Source organism: Mesorhizobium sp. WSM4836 (genome assembly GCF_055811815.1).
In genome coordinates this window covers 39,848-53,329 of the sequence record NZ_JBVVQF010000008.1, presented here as the reverse complement: position 1 = coordinate 53,329, position 13,482 = coordinate 39,848, and the positions used below count along the sequence as shown (strand labels likewise).

General features: G+C 64.2%; 14 protein-coding genes. 6 read left to right on the top strand and 8 right to left on the bottom strand.

Annotated features, from left to right (window positions below; all coding sequences use genetic code 11):
- Positions 1-28 precede the first annotated feature (28 nt).
- The 8 genes from AC0L2P_RS12065 to AC0L2P_RS12030 form a co-directional block, all read right to left on the bottom strand.
- Complete coding sequence (locus tag AC0L2P_RS12065) at positions 29-1,108, bottom strand: ABC transporter ATP-binding protein (RefSeq protein WP_473501430.1); 1,080 nt, start codon at positions 1,106-1,108, stop codon at positions 29-31.
- Positions 1,105-1,905, bottom strand: coding sequence for an ABC transporter permease (locus AC0L2P_RS12060; protein ID WP_473501429.1), 801 nt, complete (start codon positions 1,903-1,905; stop codon positions 1,105-1,107). The genes AC0L2P_RS12065 and AC0L2P_RS12060 overlap by 4 nt, the downstream gene beginning before the upstream one ends.
- Before the next feature lies 1 nt (position 1,906).
- Positions 1,907-2,767, bottom strand: coding sequence for an ABC transporter permease (locus AC0L2P_RS12055; protein ID WP_473501428.1), 861 nt, complete (start codon positions 2,765-2,767; stop codon positions 1,907-1,909).
- A gap of 65 nt (positions 2,768-2,832) precedes the next feature.
- Positions 2,833-3,837 (bottom strand): ABC transporter substrate-binding protein, encoded by a 1,005-nt coding sequence (locus tag AC0L2P_RS12050; RefSeq protein WP_473501427.1) that lies wholly within the window; start codon positions 3,835-3,837, stop codon positions 2,833-2,835.
- Positions 3,838-3,914: 77 nt separating this feature from the next.
- Complete coding sequence (locus AC0L2P_RS12045) at positions 3,915-5,390, bottom strand: aldehyde dehydrogenase (protein WP_473501426.1); 1,476 nt, start codon at positions 5,388-5,390, stop codon at positions 3,915-3,917.
- On the bottom strand, positions 5,387-6,439 hold the full coding sequence (locus AC0L2P_RS12040) for an LLM class flavin-dependent oxidoreductase (protein WP_473501425.1): 1,053 nt from the start codon (positions 6,437-6,439) through the stop codon (positions 5,387-5,389). The genes AC0L2P_RS12045 and AC0L2P_RS12040 overlap by 4 nt, the downstream gene beginning before the upstream one ends.
- Before the next feature lie 5 nt (positions 6,440-6,444).
- Positions 6,445-8,241: an alpha/beta fold hydrolase gene (locus tag AC0L2P_RS12035; RefSeq protein ID WP_473501424.1), complete on the bottom strand. Its 1,797-nt coding sequence runs from the start codon at positions 8,239-8,241 to the stop codon at positions 6,445-6,447.
- Positions 8,234-8,821 (bottom strand): amino acid synthesis family protein, encoded by a 588-nt coding sequence (locus tag AC0L2P_RS12030; protein ID WP_473501423.1) that lies wholly within the window; start codon positions 8,819-8,821, stop codon positions 8,234-8,236. The genes AC0L2P_RS12035 and AC0L2P_RS12030 overlap by 8 nt, the downstream gene beginning before the upstream one ends.
- A 128-nt stretch (positions 8,822-8,949) precedes the next feature.
- Between AC0L2P_RS12030 and AC0L2P_RS12025 the strand changes: the two genes are divergently transcribed.
- The 6 genes from AC0L2P_RS12025 to AC0L2P_RS12000 all read left to right on the top strand — a co-directional run bounded on the left by AC0L2P_RS12025 (position 8,950) and on the right by AC0L2P_RS12000 (position 13,339).
- Positions 8,950-9,624: a GntR family transcriptional regulator gene (locus AC0L2P_RS12025; RefSeq protein ID WP_473501422.1), complete on the top strand. Its 675-nt coding sequence runs from the start codon at positions 8,950-8,952 to the stop codon at positions 9,622-9,624.
- Between the two features lie 479 nt (positions 9,625-10,103).
- Positions 10,104-11,396, top strand: a complete 1,293-nt coding sequence (blh, locus tag AC0L2P_RS12020; RefSeq protein WP_473501421.1) for a bifunctional sulfur transferase/dioxygenase Blh — start codon at positions 10,104-10,106, stop codon at positions 11,394-11,396.
- A 5-nt stretch (positions 11,397-11,401) separates the two neighbouring features.
- Positions 11,402-11,734: a sulfite-sensing transcriptional repressor BigR gene (bigR, locus tag AC0L2P_RS12015; protein ID WP_473501420.1), complete on the top strand. Its 333-nt coding sequence runs from the start codon at positions 11,402-11,404 to the stop codon at positions 11,732-11,734.
- Complete coding sequence (locus AC0L2P_RS12010) at positions 11,731-12,141, top strand: YeeE/YedE family protein (protein ID WP_473501419.1); 411 nt, start codon at positions 11,731-11,733, stop codon at positions 12,139-12,141. The genes bigR and AC0L2P_RS12010 overlap by 4 nt, the downstream gene beginning before the upstream one ends.
- Positions 12,138-12,572 (top strand): DUF6691 family protein, encoded by a 435-nt coding sequence (locus AC0L2P_RS12005; RefSeq protein ID WP_473501418.1) that lies wholly within the window; start codon positions 12,138-12,140, stop codon positions 12,570-12,572. Before AC0L2P_RS12010 ends, AC0L2P_RS12005 begins: the two co-directional genes overlap by 4 nt.
- Before the next feature lie 8 nt (positions 12,573-12,580).
- Positions 12,581-13,339, top strand: a complete 759-nt coding sequence (locus tag AC0L2P_RS12000) for a sulfite exporter TauE/SafE family protein (protein WP_473501592.1) — start codon at positions 12,581-12,583, stop codon at positions 13,337-13,339.
- The last annotated feature ends 143 nt before the right edge of the window (positions 13,340-13,482 follow it).

Below are 13,482 nucleotides of genomic sequence, written 5' to 3'. Positions count from 1 at the left end.
GCGATCTAGTCTAACCCCATTCGGACCCTCAGGCCGGAAACAAAAATGCCTGAGCGGGATCGAAGAAGATTTCCCGGCCCGAAGTGGCCTCGGCGCCTTCTGGTCCGGCTGCATCCGAAGTCGGCCTGACATCGATCTCGTCCCCCGACCCGGTCCGTGCCAGGACGCGTCGGCGGTCGCCGAAGAAAGCCGCGTCGATGATCTTGACGGTGAGTGACGCGTTACCTGGCATGGGCGTCAGGCTGAATGCTTCCGGCCGCACCATCAGCCTGGCCTTCTGACCGCGGTCGAGAGTCTGACTCGTTTTCACGCCCTTGACGATCGAGCCATCGGCCAGTTGCACCACAGCTGCGCCATTCTCGGTTCCCATATGCTCGGCCGGCAGGAAATTCGAGTTGCCGATGAAGCCGGCGACAAAATCGGTGGCCGGCCTGAGGTAAAGGTCCTCGCCGGTGCCGATTTGCTCGATGCGACCGTCCCTGAAAAGCGCGATGCGGTCCGACAGATGCAACGCCTCTTCCTGGTCATGCGTGACATAGAGAATGGTGACACCCGTCTCGCGGTGGATGCGGCGGATCTCGGCCTGGATCTCCTCGCGCAGTTTCTTGTCCAGCGCCGAGAGCGGCTCGTCCATCAGAAGGATGGGCGGATCGTAGGCCAGTGCGCGGGCGAGCGCGACACGCTGCTGCTGGCCGCCCGAGAGCGCCGCGGGCAGCCGCTCGGCGAAGTTCTCGAGCCGCACCAGCGAAAGCATGTCGGCGACCTTGCGCTTGACCTCGGCATCCGGCCGGCGGCGCACGCGGAGCGGGAAGGCGACGTTTTCGGCGACGCTCAGATGCGGAAACAGCGTGTAGCGCTGGAAGACCATGCCGATGTTGCGCTTGTGCGAGGGCACCGACAACAGGGACTTGCCCTGCAGCAGCACGTCACCGGAGGTCGGATCCTGGAAGCCGGCGACGGCATAAAGCGTCGTCGATTTGCCCGAACCCGACGGCCCGAGGAAGGTCAGGAACTCGCCCTTCGGAATATCCAGCGTCACATCATGAACGGCGGTGAAGGCCCCGAATGCCTTGCGCAATTTGCGGATCGAGAGAAAGGGCTGGGTCATGTCTGCAGCTTTCGGCGCAAGAGGGCCGTCACGATCATCAGAGCAAGAGTGAGCGCGACCAGCAGGCTGGAGGCGGCGGCGATGACCGGGGTGAGGTCGGAGCGCAGACTGCCCCAGATCTTGACCGGCAAGGTCTGCAGGGTGGGGCTGGCCATGAAGATCGCTACGACGACCTCGTCCCAGGAGGCGAGGAAAGAAAAGATCGCTGCGGAGAAGATGCCGATGTGGATCGACGGGAGGGTGATCCGCAGCTTCGCCTGAAGCGGGCTAGCGCCGCAAACGATGGCCGCATCCTCGATCGACTTGTCGAAACCTTCGAGCGCCGTGGCGATCGGGATGATGGCGAAGGGGAGCGCAAGCACGGTGTGGGCGACGACGAAGCCGACCGTCGTGCCGCCCAGGCCAAGCCGCAGGAAGAAGGCATAGATGGCGATGGCGAAGACGACGACCGGCAGCACCATCGGCGTCAAGAGCAGCCCGCGCAGGATCTCACGCCCGCGGAACTGGCCGCGAATCAGCGCGAAGGAGGCGAGCAGGCCGACGGCTACGGCGAGGATTGCCGTCATCGCAGCGATGCGCGCGCTGGTGAGGGCCGCTTCGATCCAGGACGGATCGGTAAACAGCTCCTGGTACCATTTGAGTGTCCAGCCGGGCGGAGGAAAGGCAAGCCAGCGCGAGGAGCCGAATGAGAGCAGCACGATGAAGACCACCGGCAGGAGCAGGAATGCCGCGACCAAAGCGGTGAAGCCGAGCAGGACAATTTTCAGCCAGCCGAGGCGGTCATAGTCGAGCAGCATCTCAGGCGCCTCCCGTCGCGCGCCTGCTGCCTACCACGCGCAGTTGCAGCGCATAGAGCGCCATGGTGACGACGAGCAGGATGAAGGCGGCGGCGCTGCCGAGACCCCAGTTGAGCAGCGACTGGATCATCTGCGCGATCATTTCCGCGAGCATCATGTTCGACGTGCCGCCAAGCAGCGCCGGGGTGACGAAATAACCGAGCGACATGACGAAGACCATCAAGCCGCCGGCGGCGATGCCGGGGAGCGAGAGCGGCAATAGGATGCGGCGGAAGGCGGCGAGCGGGCTGGCACCGCAGAGGGCCGCGGCGCGCAGCGTCATCGGGTCGATCGCCCGAAGCGTGCCCACCAGCGGCAGGATCATGAAGGGCAGCATGATGTAGACCATGCCGATGGTCACACCCGTCAGATTGTTGATGAGCGGCAGCGGTTGGTCGATGATGCCGGCGCCCATCAGCGCCCGGTTGATGACGCCGGTGCGCTGTAAGAGCACCATCCAGGCATAGGTGCGGGTCAAGAGGTTCGTCCACATCGACAGGATGATGGTGCCGAACAGGATCGAGGCGAGCGCGGGCGGCATGATCGCAAGCATCCAGGCGACCGGGAAGGCGACGAGCACCGTGACGACGGTGACGACGAACGCGACGAGGAAAGTGTTGAAGAACACCCGCGCATAAGTGCCGTCGCCCAGCAGCGCTGCATAATTCTGCAGGCCGGGAGCGGGGTCGGTGAAGCTGCGCAGCAAAAGCGCCAGCACCGGCACGACGAAAAACAGTCCGATCAGGACCAACGCCGGAAGCAGGCCGCCCAGGCCTGCCGGCAGTCGCGGGGTTGGGATCCCTTGCTGTGCTTCCACCGACATGCCGGTAATCCCGGATTGCGGATCGGGACGGCTGGTGCCATCCCGATCCTGTCAAAAGACGGGCGTCACTTCGCCTGCCAGGCGTACCAGCGCGCGGCGATCTCGTCGCGATGCTCGGCCCAATAGTTCATGTCGAGGTTGATCTGGCCGTCGACATGGGCGTCGGGCAAGCCCTTGACCACGTCGGCGAGCATTTCTGCTTTGGCCTTGGTGTTGATCGGGGCGTAGCCGCTCGCCTCGGCGAATTTCGCCTGGCCGGTCGGGCTGGTCGCGGCGGCGAGGAATTTCATGGCGGCGTCCTTGTTCTTGGCGCCCTTCGGGACGACGAGAACGTCGGCGGCCGTCAGGTTCTGGTTCCAGGAGACACCGACATCTGCGCCGTCCTTCTCCAGCGCGAAGACGCGGCCGTTCCAGAGCTGGCCGAAGGCGGCCTCGCCGGAGGCGATCAGCTGCTGCGACTCCGCCCCACCGCTCCACCAGACGATGTCGGACTTGATGGTGTCGAGCTTCTTGAAGGCGCGGTCGAGGTTGAGCGGATAGAGTTTGTCGGCCGGCACGCCGTCGGCGAGCAGAGCGATCTCGATCACGCCGGGCGCCGACCATTTGTACAAGGTGCGCTTACCCGGGAATTTCTTCACGTCGAACATGTCGGCCCAACCAGCCGGTTCGCCGGGGACCGCCCCCTTGTTCCAGGCGAGCACGAAGGAATAGTAGAAGCTGCCGACGGCATGGTCGGTGGTGAAGCGCGGATCGAGATCGGTTTTCGGCACTGCCTTGAAGTCGATCGGTTCGAGCAGGCCGTCCTTGGCCGCCTTGATGGCGAAATCCATCTCGACGTCGACGACATCCCAGTTGACGCTGCCGGCGTCGACCATGGCCTTCAGCTTGCCATAATCGGTCGGGCCGTCCTGCAGCACCTTGATGCTGGAAGCTGCGGCGAAAGGCTCGGCCCAGGATTTGGTCTGGGCTTCCTGGGTGGTCCCGCCCCAGCTGGTGAATACCATTTCCTCGGCCTTCGCGGCCGTTGTGGTCAGAAGTCCAGCAAGGATGCCGGCGAAGATCAGTTTCATGTGGTTCTCCTCTGTTGTCGTTGTTGATTGCACTGCCAGATCGTTTGTGCCCGGCCGTGTTCCTTGGTCTGCAGCGGCTACCGCATGACAAAAGGATCGGGGATCGGGTCGTCCGACGTGCGGATCCACACCGATTTCGAACGCGTGTAGTCGCGGATGGCATCGAGGCCGCCTTCGCGGCCGAGGCCCGAAAGGCCATAGCCGCCGAAAGGGACCAACGGCGAGACGGCGCGGTAGGTGTTCACCCAGACGACGCCGGCGTGGATGCCGCGCGCCATGCGATGCGCCTTGGCGAGATTGCTGGTGAAGACGCCGGAAGCGAGCCCGAAGGGGGTGTCGTTGGCGAGCGCCAGCGCTTCAGCCTCGCTGTCGAAGGCGAGCACGCTGAGCACCGGGCCGAACAATTCCTCGCGCACACAGGCGAGTGCCTGGTTCTGCGCCTCGATGATCGTCGGCGCGTAGTAAAATCCGTCAGCCTTGTCCTTAGGCCGCGCACCGCCGGTGATCAGCCGCCCGCCTGCCGCCACGCTTTCCGCAACGATAGCCTCGATCCTTTCGCGCTGGCGCGAGGTCGCCAATGGTCCCATCTCGGTTGCGGGATTTTGCGGGTCGCCAATGACAATCGCTTCGGCCTTGCGCTTCAGCTGTGCAAGGAACTCGTCCTTGATCAAACGCTCGACCAGCAGTCGCGAGCCGGCAACACAGCTCTGGCCGGTGGCCGCGAAGATACCGGCGACGACGGCATTAGTGGCGCTGTCCAGATCGGCGTCGGCGAAGACGACCACCGGGCTTTTGCCGCCGAGCTCAAGCGTCGTGTAGGCGAGGTTCTCCGCGGTGTTGGCAACGATCCGCCGAGCGGTTGAGGGGCCGCCGGTAAAGGCGACGCGCGCGACGAGCGGATGGCTGGTCAGGCGATGCCCGCAATCATGACCGAAGCCGGCAATGATGTTGACGCTGCCGGCCGGAAAGCCGGCCTCATGGACGAGCTCGGCGAAAGCGAGCAGGGGCGCCGGGCCATCCTCGGAGGCCTTGAGGACGACGGTGCAGCCGGCGGCCAGCGCCGGGCCGAGTTTGACCGCCGATAGGAAGAGCTGCGAGTTCCAGGGCACGACGGCGGCAACGACGCCGATCGGCTCGGGCCGAACCGTTACCTCCATGTCGGCCTTGTCGATCGGGATGAAGGCGCCTTCGTGCTTGTCGGCGAGGCCGCCGTAATAGCGGTAGTAGTCGCCGACATAAGCGATCTGGGCGCGCGTCTCGCGGATGATCTTACCGGTGTCGCGCGTTTCCAGCTCGGCCAGGCGGCCGGCATTGCCGGCGACGAGATCGCCGAGCCTGACCAACAGTTTTCCGCGCGCGGTCGCGGTCATCGCCGCCCAGGGACCGGAGCGCAGCGCCCGGTGCGCGGCCTCCACGGCGCGGTCGACATCGACAATGGTCGCGGCAGGCATCTTCGCCCAGGGCAGGCCCGTCGACGGATCGATGCTGTCGAAGCTGGAGGAAGGCTCGGTGAACTGACCGTCTATGTAGTTCCTGAACGTCGTGCTGCTCATCGCGCCCCTGCCTCCTGGAAGGCCGGCATCACATTGTCGATGAACAGCCGCAGCGATTTCTTCTTGCGCTCGTGCGACAGGCCGCTGTCGATCCAAATCGAATACTGGTCGTAGCCTTGCGCCTCATAGACTTTCAGCCTGGCGATCACTTCGTCGGCCTCGCCGATGACGAGGTTCTGCCGGATCTTATCCGGGGCGTATTGCGGCATGGCCGCGATCTCTTCCTCGGTCAGCAGCTCCAGAACACCCTGACGAACGGGCTTCTTGTTCTGGAACCAGGCACCGAACTGGCAGTAGAACTGCGACAGGTCCTGCGTCAGACGCTCGGCGTCGGCGGCGTCCTCGGCGACGAAAGTGTGCATCAGCAACATGATTTCCGGCCGCGCGATGTCGGGATGCGCCTGGCAAGCAGTGTTGAAACGCTCCATCAGGCTTGCGACCTCGCCGTCGCCGGAAGCCAGCGGCGTCACCTGGACCTGGCATTGGTTGGCGACCGCGAAGTCGTGCGAGTTCGGATCGCGGGCCGCCACCCAGATCGGCGGATAGGGCTTTTGCAACGGCTTGGGCGACGAGGTGGTCAGCGGGAACTGCCAGAACTCGCCGGAATGCTCGTAGTCGCCGTCCCAGAGGCCGCGGATCGCCGGGATCATCTCGCGCATGCGCTGGCCAGCGCCCCAGGCATCCAACCCCGGGAAGACGCGCTGATATTCATAGCTGTAGGCGCCGCGCGCGATGCCAAGATCCAGCCTGCCGCCGGTGACGACATCGGCCATCGCCGCTTCGCCGGCGAGTTTGATCGGATGCCAGAAGGGCGCGATGATCGTTCCGGTGCCGAGGCGGATGGTTTTCGCCTTGGCGGCCAGATAGGCGATGTTGATGAAGGGGTTTGGCGAGATGGTGAATTCCATCCCGTGATGCTCGCCGATCCAGGCCGTCTCGAAACCCGCCGCTTCAGCCAGCAGGACGAGTTCCTCCAGTTCCGTCAGCAACTCGGAATGAGGTTTGGCGAGGTCCGAGCGCTCCATGTGGACGAAAAGCGAAAATTTCATCGGTCTCACCCGCGGCGGGAATGGATTGGCGCCGAGGGCGCGGGCTTGGCGAGCGGCCTGACCTCACCTTCGACCTCATTGCCGACATAGACGCCGAAAGTGTCCTCGGCACGCTCGCGCGCGTAGCGGGCGAGCATCGAGCGGACAGCCGGGTCGGCGACCGTCAGTTCGGCCATGCGTTCGATCTCGACAAAGCGGATCTGGCCGTCGCCGGAGACGGGTGCATCCACCGTTCCGCGATAATAGACATGGGTGCGCAAGGTGTCCGTCGCGTCGTCCCACACCGCGTAGAGGAAGCCGAGCTCGGCGTCGATGGCTCTGGCGGCAAGCCTTCCCCTGAGGCTGCACGCGTCGTTCACGGCGCCCAGCCCATGCCCGGCCGGCAATTGGTAGGATCCCTCGGCAGTCTCGAAGAAGAGCACGCGGCCTTCGTTCTCAAGTATGGCGCCGACCTCGGTTCCGGGGGGAGCGGCAGCCGCGAGCGCCTCCTGGGTCAGGCCCGGCGAGACATAGGCGCCCCGACAGTAACCGAGAGGCTGCGCGCTGTTGTGGGTGAAGTCATGGACGCGGCCAATGAGGATCGAATGATCGCCGGCATCGATCAGCTGTTCCATGCCGCAATCGAACACCGCGACCGATCCCTCGATCAGCGGATTGCCGGTCTGTCCGGGCTGCCATGCCACGGAGGCGAACTTGTCCGCAGCCTTCGAGGCGAAGATGCCGGACGCTGCTTTCTGCGCTTCCGATAGGATGTTGATGGCAAAGCCTCTCGAGGTCGAGAACGCCTGATGCCCCAGCGCCTTCTTGGCGATGCAGACTAGCACCAGCGGCGGATCGAGCGAGACCGAGGTGAAGGAGTTGGCGGTGAAGCCGCGAGGGCCGCCGGCTTCATCGATCGTCGTGACGATGGTGACGCCGGTCAGGAAGGAGCCCAGCGCGCGCCGGAATTCTATGGTATCGAGTACGGGGTCGATCGCTATGGCCATCGGGCGAACAGCCGCGACCTGGTCGAGAAAGGCCGTGATGCGCTGAGTCACTTTTTGCGGCGAAGCGATTGTCATCATGTGCTTTTCGCCGCTCAGCACCAGGCACTGCCCGGCCGGTGCAAGCCGCGCCATCGCCGCCGACATGGCAGGTGTCGAGTTGCGATCCTCCGAGCCGGTCATAAACAGCGCGGGTGCTGTGAGATCGGCCAGACGATCGGCGTGCTCGGTATCGGCGCGGGCAAAGAGGCGATAGGTGCGGGCATAGCCTTCAACGTCGACGCTTTCGAGCGCGGCGCGCGCCGTCGCGGCCGCGTCCGCCAGAACCTGCGGGATCGGATCGCCGAACCAGCGGGCAATCGTCGCGGCGATCGCCGACGGATCGCCGGGGCCGCCGAGCGCCGCCGCCCGTTCGCGCACCGCTTGCGAGAGTTCGGGCGGGCGACGAAACACGGCGTTGAGGCATACCACCGAGCTGACACGCGACGGCGCGCGGAGCGCCAGCTCCTGGGCGACCAGCGCGCCCATGGAGTGGCCGACGACAGCGACCCGATCGAGGCCGAGGTGATCGAGGAGCCGGTTCGCCTGATCGGCGAAGTCGGAAAGGTCGGCGTTCTCCGGCGGCAGGGGCGAGGCGCCATGGCCGAGCATGTCGATGGCGATCACGTCGAACCGGTCGTGCATCAAGGCAATCTGCGGCTGCCAGATCGTTGCGTCCATGCCGACGCCGTGGATGAGCAGGACCGGCGCGGCCGAGCCGGCTCGGATGAAGCCGGTGCCGTCGGGGGCTTTGCTGCGGATCGCCGCGGTGTCAGCCATGCAAATCTCCGACCTCCTTCAGGTCCTGGTAGCGGTCGCCGATGCGGTGATGGGGGCGCCCGCCGATGGACGCGCCGAGCGCCACGACCAGCTCGTCCGGTCCCGGCGCATCGCCGATCTGGAAATGCACGGTGAGATAATGGGAGCGGCGGCCTTCGTCGCTTTTGTCCATCAGAGGGATCATGATCGGCGTGTTGGGACCGCCGCGCAGGTTGGTGAAGGCAAGGTAGGTCTTAGCGCCGACGGCGCGGCGGTAGTGGTTGCCGAAATGCAGTGTGTGAATCAGCGCTGACGCATGCTCGATCTCGCCCGATGTGCCGCAGATGGCGGCTTTGCCATAGCCTTCGATCGCTTCGCCCGAGCCTGCCGTATTGATGATCTCGTTGGTCAGCGTTTCGCCGAGCACCGGCGCGAAGCCGCGGATCTCGGGCGAAAGATCTTCCGTGAAGCCGCGACCCGCCCACGGGTTGGTCAGCACCGCCGCGACGCCGATCAGGCGCAGCGGCCGCGGCGCGGTCTTACCGCCTTCGATGAGTGTATTCTCTGTGTAAGTCACGATCTTGCGAATGGCCGGCTGCATGGATTCCTCGGGATGGAGCCGCGTTAGCGGCCTACCATATTATGGTATACCATGCTATGGAGTGCCTCGTGCCTTGTCAACCGGTCGTGGAATCTGTTTTTGTGATAAGGCCAGGGATCCAGGACAAAATGGCTGACACGCTTCGCATCGACCGCTCCGCCAAAACGTTGAGGACGTTGGCGTTGGAGCGCATGCGCGAGGCGATCATGGATTTCCATTTCCAGCCAGGCGAAAGGTTGGTGGAGCGGCCGTTGTGCGATCAGCTCGGGGTCAGTCGGTCGGTCGTACGCGAGGTGCTGCGGCAGCTGGAGGCCGAAGGTCTGGTGCAGATGATACCGGGGCACGGGCCGGCGGTGGCGAAGCCCGATCTCGGCCGCACCGACGAGATCTATGAGCTCAGGGCCCTACTCGAAGGGATCGCGGCGCGCTCCTGCGCGCAATCTGCGAGCGACGCACAGCTGGCGGAACTGGAGCATGCCCTTAGCGAACTTTTCGAAGCCTGGGCCTCGGCCAAGCCGCCGGCGGTGATGCGCGCGACGACCAAGTTCTACGAAGCGCTGTTCGAGGCAGCCGACAAGCGCGTCGCATGGGAGATTGTCAGCGGGTTGAATGTGCGTATCAACCAGTTGCGTTCGATGACGATCGCCTCGTCGAACCGGCGCGAGCCGGCGATCGCCGAAATGAACGAGATCATGAATGCGATCAGGGCGCGCAAGCCGGAGCAGGCTGAGGCGGCGGCGCGGCGGCATGTCGAATCCGCTTGGAAGATCGCGCGCAACAAACTGCGCCTTGACCCTTTCTAGCTGTCCGTTGCAGCCAAGAGGGTCTCGCCCTCTCCCTGCGTCGTCGTTGGGTAAACAACCCTCTTTTTGGCGAAAACATAACTGATATGGCTCATACGCAACCTCGAGCGGAGCCGTCTCCTTTCGGGAAATCGCAAATCGGACTTCCAAGTGACATTGAGGCGCGTTGCCGCCCGGCAGTTTGGCGGCCGCAAGGAGACGGGCAGCTCCTGGCGACGGATCTTCAAGGGCGGACATTCGGATCATGGCGGCCATCGTCGTGATCTGACCCAAGCGGACTCTCTGCAGCCATTTTTTTCGGCCGATAGCGGGCTTCGGCGAAATTGGAGCTGTTGACTCTCCCAGACATTCGAAACGTGTGACCGCGGCTATTTGGGTTCGATGATACGAGCCTCGACGCAGGCCGTACGGAAGTCCTTGCCAGAGCCGTCATTATACATTATGTATAAATGTATAACGATACGAAGAAGGATGCCCGCATGCGCTCCATTGCCATCACCGACACGTTCTCGATTGCAGGCCAGACAAACGTTGCCGATTTCAAGCATTTGGCCGGCGAAGGCTTTCATGCGCTCATCAATGCACGACCCGACGGGGAGGAGGCCGGCCAGCCTGGAAACCTTGCCGAGCAGCGAGCAGCGCACGATGCCGGCCTTCGCTATAGCTTCGTTCCGGTCACCGGCGCGACGATCACACGGGCCGATATTGACGCGTTCCGATCCGCTATGGCTGCTTCGGCAGGGCCAGTCATTGCGCATTGCAAAAGCGGCGCACGGGCACTGACGCTTTTCGGGCTGGGGGAAGTGCTCGATGGCCGGATGAAGGTCGACAATGTCGTATCGTTCGGAAAGAGCCATGGTTTCGACCTTTCCGGCGCGGTCAAATGGCTGGAAAGAACTGCCCGCGAGCGCCCGCGCGTAAAAGGTTTCTTCGATCCGCGCACCTATTCAATCCAGTATGTGGTTGCAGATCCGGCGACGAAGAGATGCGCTATCATCGATCCGGTGCTCGACTTCGATGAGAAGTCCGGCGCGACTGGAACCGGGAGCGCCGACGCCATCCTCGCTTATGTCGACGACGAGGGACTGTCGGTCGAATGGATCCTCGACACCCATCCGCACGCCGACCACTTCTCCGCGGCGCACTACCTTAAGGACAAGACCGGCGCACCAACCGCTATTGGCGCGCATGTCGTCGATATCCAAAAGCTTTGGCAACGCATCTACAACGGGCATTCCGCACAGGACGGTTCGCAGTGGGATCGGTTGTTCGTGGACGGCGATCGGTTCAAGATCGGCTCCATCGACGCCAATGTGGTGTTGTCGGCAGGACACACTCTTGCCTCTGTGACTTACGTTGTCGGCGACGCGGCCTTCGTTCACGACACCCTCTTCATGCCAGACAGCGGCACCGCGCGGGCCGACTTCCCTGGCGGCGATGCCCAGATTCTGTGGCGGTCCATTCAGGATATACTCGCGCTGCCGGACGAGACGCGCCTTTTCACCGGCCACGACTACCAGCCGGAAGGCCGGACGCCACGCTGGGAGAGCACGGTGGGCGAACAGAAGCGCGCCAACGCGCATATCGCCGGGATCGACGAGGCCGCCTTCGTCAAACTGCGCGAGGTGCGCGATCGCACGCTGCCCATGCCCAAGCTGATCCTCCACGCGCTGCAGGTAAACTTGCGGGGCGGCCGCCTTCCAGAACCGGAAGACAACGGCCGGCGCTATCTCAAATTTCCACTCGACGCGCTCCAGGGAGCGGCATGGTGACTGCGATGGACGATTTGAAAACGAAAGGCATGAGCCTTGCCGCCATGGAGGTCCGCGCCGGCGAAGTCGCGGGATTGCTCAAGACGCTCGCCCATCCGGTCCGGCTGCTGCTCGCCTGCACGTTGGCCGAGGGCGAATACTCGGTCGGCGCGCTTGAGGAAAAGCTCGATATCCACCAGCCGACGCTCTCACAGCAACTCACCGTTTTGCGCGAGGCTGGGATTGTGGAGACGCGACGCGAAGGCAAGCAGATTTTCTACCGCCTTACGGCGGAGAAGGCGGCGCAGCTCATCGGGGCTCTCTACGGTATCTTCTGCGAGCCCGGGGGCACGTCATGAGCGGTTACTGGGCGTCGCTCATCGGCGGCATGTTCATCGGCCTCTCCGCGGTCCTGCTCTTTCTGCTGAACGGCCGCATCGCCGGCGTCAGTGGCATTGTCGGGCGCCTGGCGCAGGGAGCCAACATCCTGACGAACGGAGCCTTCGTCGTCGGCCTCTCCCTCGGACCGGTGTTGTTCCTCGCGCTATTCGGGCATAGGCCGGCCGTCAGCGTCACCGGATCATGGCCCCTGATCGTCGTCGCCGGCTTGCTCGTGGGTTTCGGGACGCGCATGGGTTCGGGCTGCACTTCGGGCCATGGCGTCCTTGGCCTTGCCCGGTTGTCGAGGCGCTCTTTCGCCGCCGTCGTCACGTTCCTCACGGCCGGCGTGCTCGCCGTCGCTCTACTGAAGTGCATCGCGCCATGACCTTTCGCAACTCGCAAATCATCGTTTCTGTCGGCGCCGGTCTGGTCTTTGGCTTCGGCCTGTCGCTGTCGGGCATGCTCGACCCGATACGCGTGCAACGCTTTCTCGACGTCTTTGGCGCGTGGGACTCGAGCCTCGCCTTCGTGCTTGGCGGTGCCGTCACGGTGGCCTTCGTCGGACTCCGCGTGGGGCGGCGCATGCCACGGCCGATACTCGACACGACGTTCTATTTCCCGGCCGCGACAAGCATCGACGCTCGGCTGATCGTCGGCTCGGCGCTTTTCGGCCTCGGCTGGGGACTCGGCGGCCTGTGCCCCGGCCCCGCTGTCGCGTCGCTGTCGCTTGGCCTCTGGCAAACCTGGCTCTTCGCGCTGGCAATGGTCGCCGGCATGATATTCCACGACCGGTTCTTCAAGCGGGTGCGGCCGTGACCGGCGCCATGGTAAGCGCCGTCGGCTCGGGCGGTATCGTCGGCTTGATGCTTGGCCTACTGGGTGGCGGCGGCTCGATCCTTGCCGCACCGCTCCTGCTCTATGTCGTTGGCGTTTCTAGCCCCCACATCGCCATCGGCACCAGCGCACTTGCCGTTTCGGCCAACGCGATTGCGAACTTCGCCGGCCATGCGCTGAGAGGGCACATCTGGTGGCGCTGCGCGATCGTCTTTGCCGCCATCGGTGCGGTCGGCGCACTCGCCGGCTCCAGCTTCGGGAAGGCTATGGACGATCAACGCCTGCTTGTCCTATTCGCCCTGGTGATGATCGTGATCGGCATCCTGATGCTCAAGCCGCGCAGGACCGTAGCCGCAACGGCTCGGCCCGTGGATCGACGTATGTGCCTGCTGACGGCGTTCGCTGCGATCCTCGCGGGTGGTGCGTCCGGATTTTTCGGCGTCGGCGGCGGCTTCCTGATCGTGCCCGCCCTATTGGCCGCCACGGGCATGCCGATGATCAACGCGGTCGGCTCCTCTCTGCTCGCGGTCTCCGCCTTCGGCCTCGCTACAGCCGTTAACTATGCCGCCTCTGGGCTGATCGATTGGCCGCTCGCGGCCGAGTTCATTGGCGGCGGTATCCTTGGGGGCATGATCGGCATGACTCTAGCCACCCGGCTTTCCGCCGGCAGGGACACGCTCAACCGCATCTTCGCCATCGTTATTTTCATTGTCGCAGGCTACGTGCTGTGGCGGAGCGAAGGCCGCTAGACGCTGCCTCCATAACGGGAAATCACCCCGCGACGTGTGCAGCGGGCTTCAAGTTTCCAGGCTGGATCGACTTGCTTTGTGGTGCGGTTCCATGTCGGCTGTTGGCGAAAGCGCGTCGATCCGAGGCTCTCGGGAGGGTCGGC

Excerpts from the sequence above, each read along its gene's own strand:
- AC0L2P_RS12000 (WP_473501592.1), top strand. The coding sequence starts at position 12,581 with ATGGTAAGCGCCGTCGGCTCGGGCGGTATCGTCGGCTTGATGCTTGGC.
- blh (WP_473501421.1), top strand. The coding sequence starts at position 10,104 with ATGCGCTCCATTGCCATCACCGACACGTTCTCGATTGCAGGCCAGACA.
- AC0L2P_RS12035 (WP_473501424.1), bottom strand. The coding sequence starts at position 8,241 with ATGGCTGACACCGCGGCGATCCGCAGCAAAGCCCCCGACGGCACCGGC.
- AC0L2P_RS12005 (WP_473501418.1), top strand. The coding sequence starts at position 12,138 with ATGACCTTTCGCAACTCGCAAATCATCGTTTCTGTCGGCGCCGGTCTG.
- AC0L2P_RS12025 (WP_473501422.1), top strand. The coding sequence starts at position 8,950 with ATGGCTGACACGCTTCGCATCGACCGCTCCGCCAAAACGTTGAGGACG.
- AC0L2P_RS12010 (WP_473501419.1), top strand. The coding sequence starts at position 11,731 with ATGAGCGGTTACTGGGCGTCGCTCATCGGCGGCATGTTCATCGGCCTC.
- AC0L2P_RS12060 (WP_473501429.1), bottom strand. The coding sequence starts at position 1,905 with ATGCTGCTCGACTATGACCGCCTCGGCTGGCTGAAAATTGTCCTGCTC.
- AC0L2P_RS12040 (WP_473501425.1), bottom strand. The coding sequence starts at position 6,439 with ATGAAATTTTCGCTTTTCGTCCACATGGAGCGCTCGGACCTCGCCAAA.
- AC0L2P_RS12055 (WP_473501428.1), bottom strand. The coding sequence starts at position 2,767 with ATGTCGGTGGAAGCACAGCAAGGGATCCCAACCCCGCGACTGCCGGCA.
- AC0L2P_RS12065 (WP_473501430.1), bottom strand. The coding sequence starts at position 1,108 with ATGACCCAGCCCTTTCTCTCGATCCGCAAATTGCGCAAGGCATTCGGG.
- AC0L2P_RS12030 (WP_473501423.1), bottom strand. The coding sequence starts at position 8,821 with ATGCAGCCGGCCATTCGCAAGATCGTGACTTACACAGAGAATACACTC.
- bigR (WP_473501420.1), top strand. The coding sequence starts at position 11,402 with ATGGACGATTTGAAAACGAAAGGCATGAGCCTTGCCGCCATGGAGGTC.
- AC0L2P_RS12045 (WP_473501426.1), bottom strand. The coding sequence starts at position 5,390 with ATGAGCAGCACGACGTTCAGGAACTACATAGACGGTCAGTTCACCGAG.
- AC0L2P_RS12050 (WP_473501427.1), bottom strand. The coding sequence starts at position 3,837 with ATGAAACTGATCTTCGCCGGCATCCTTGCTGGACTTCTGACCACAACG.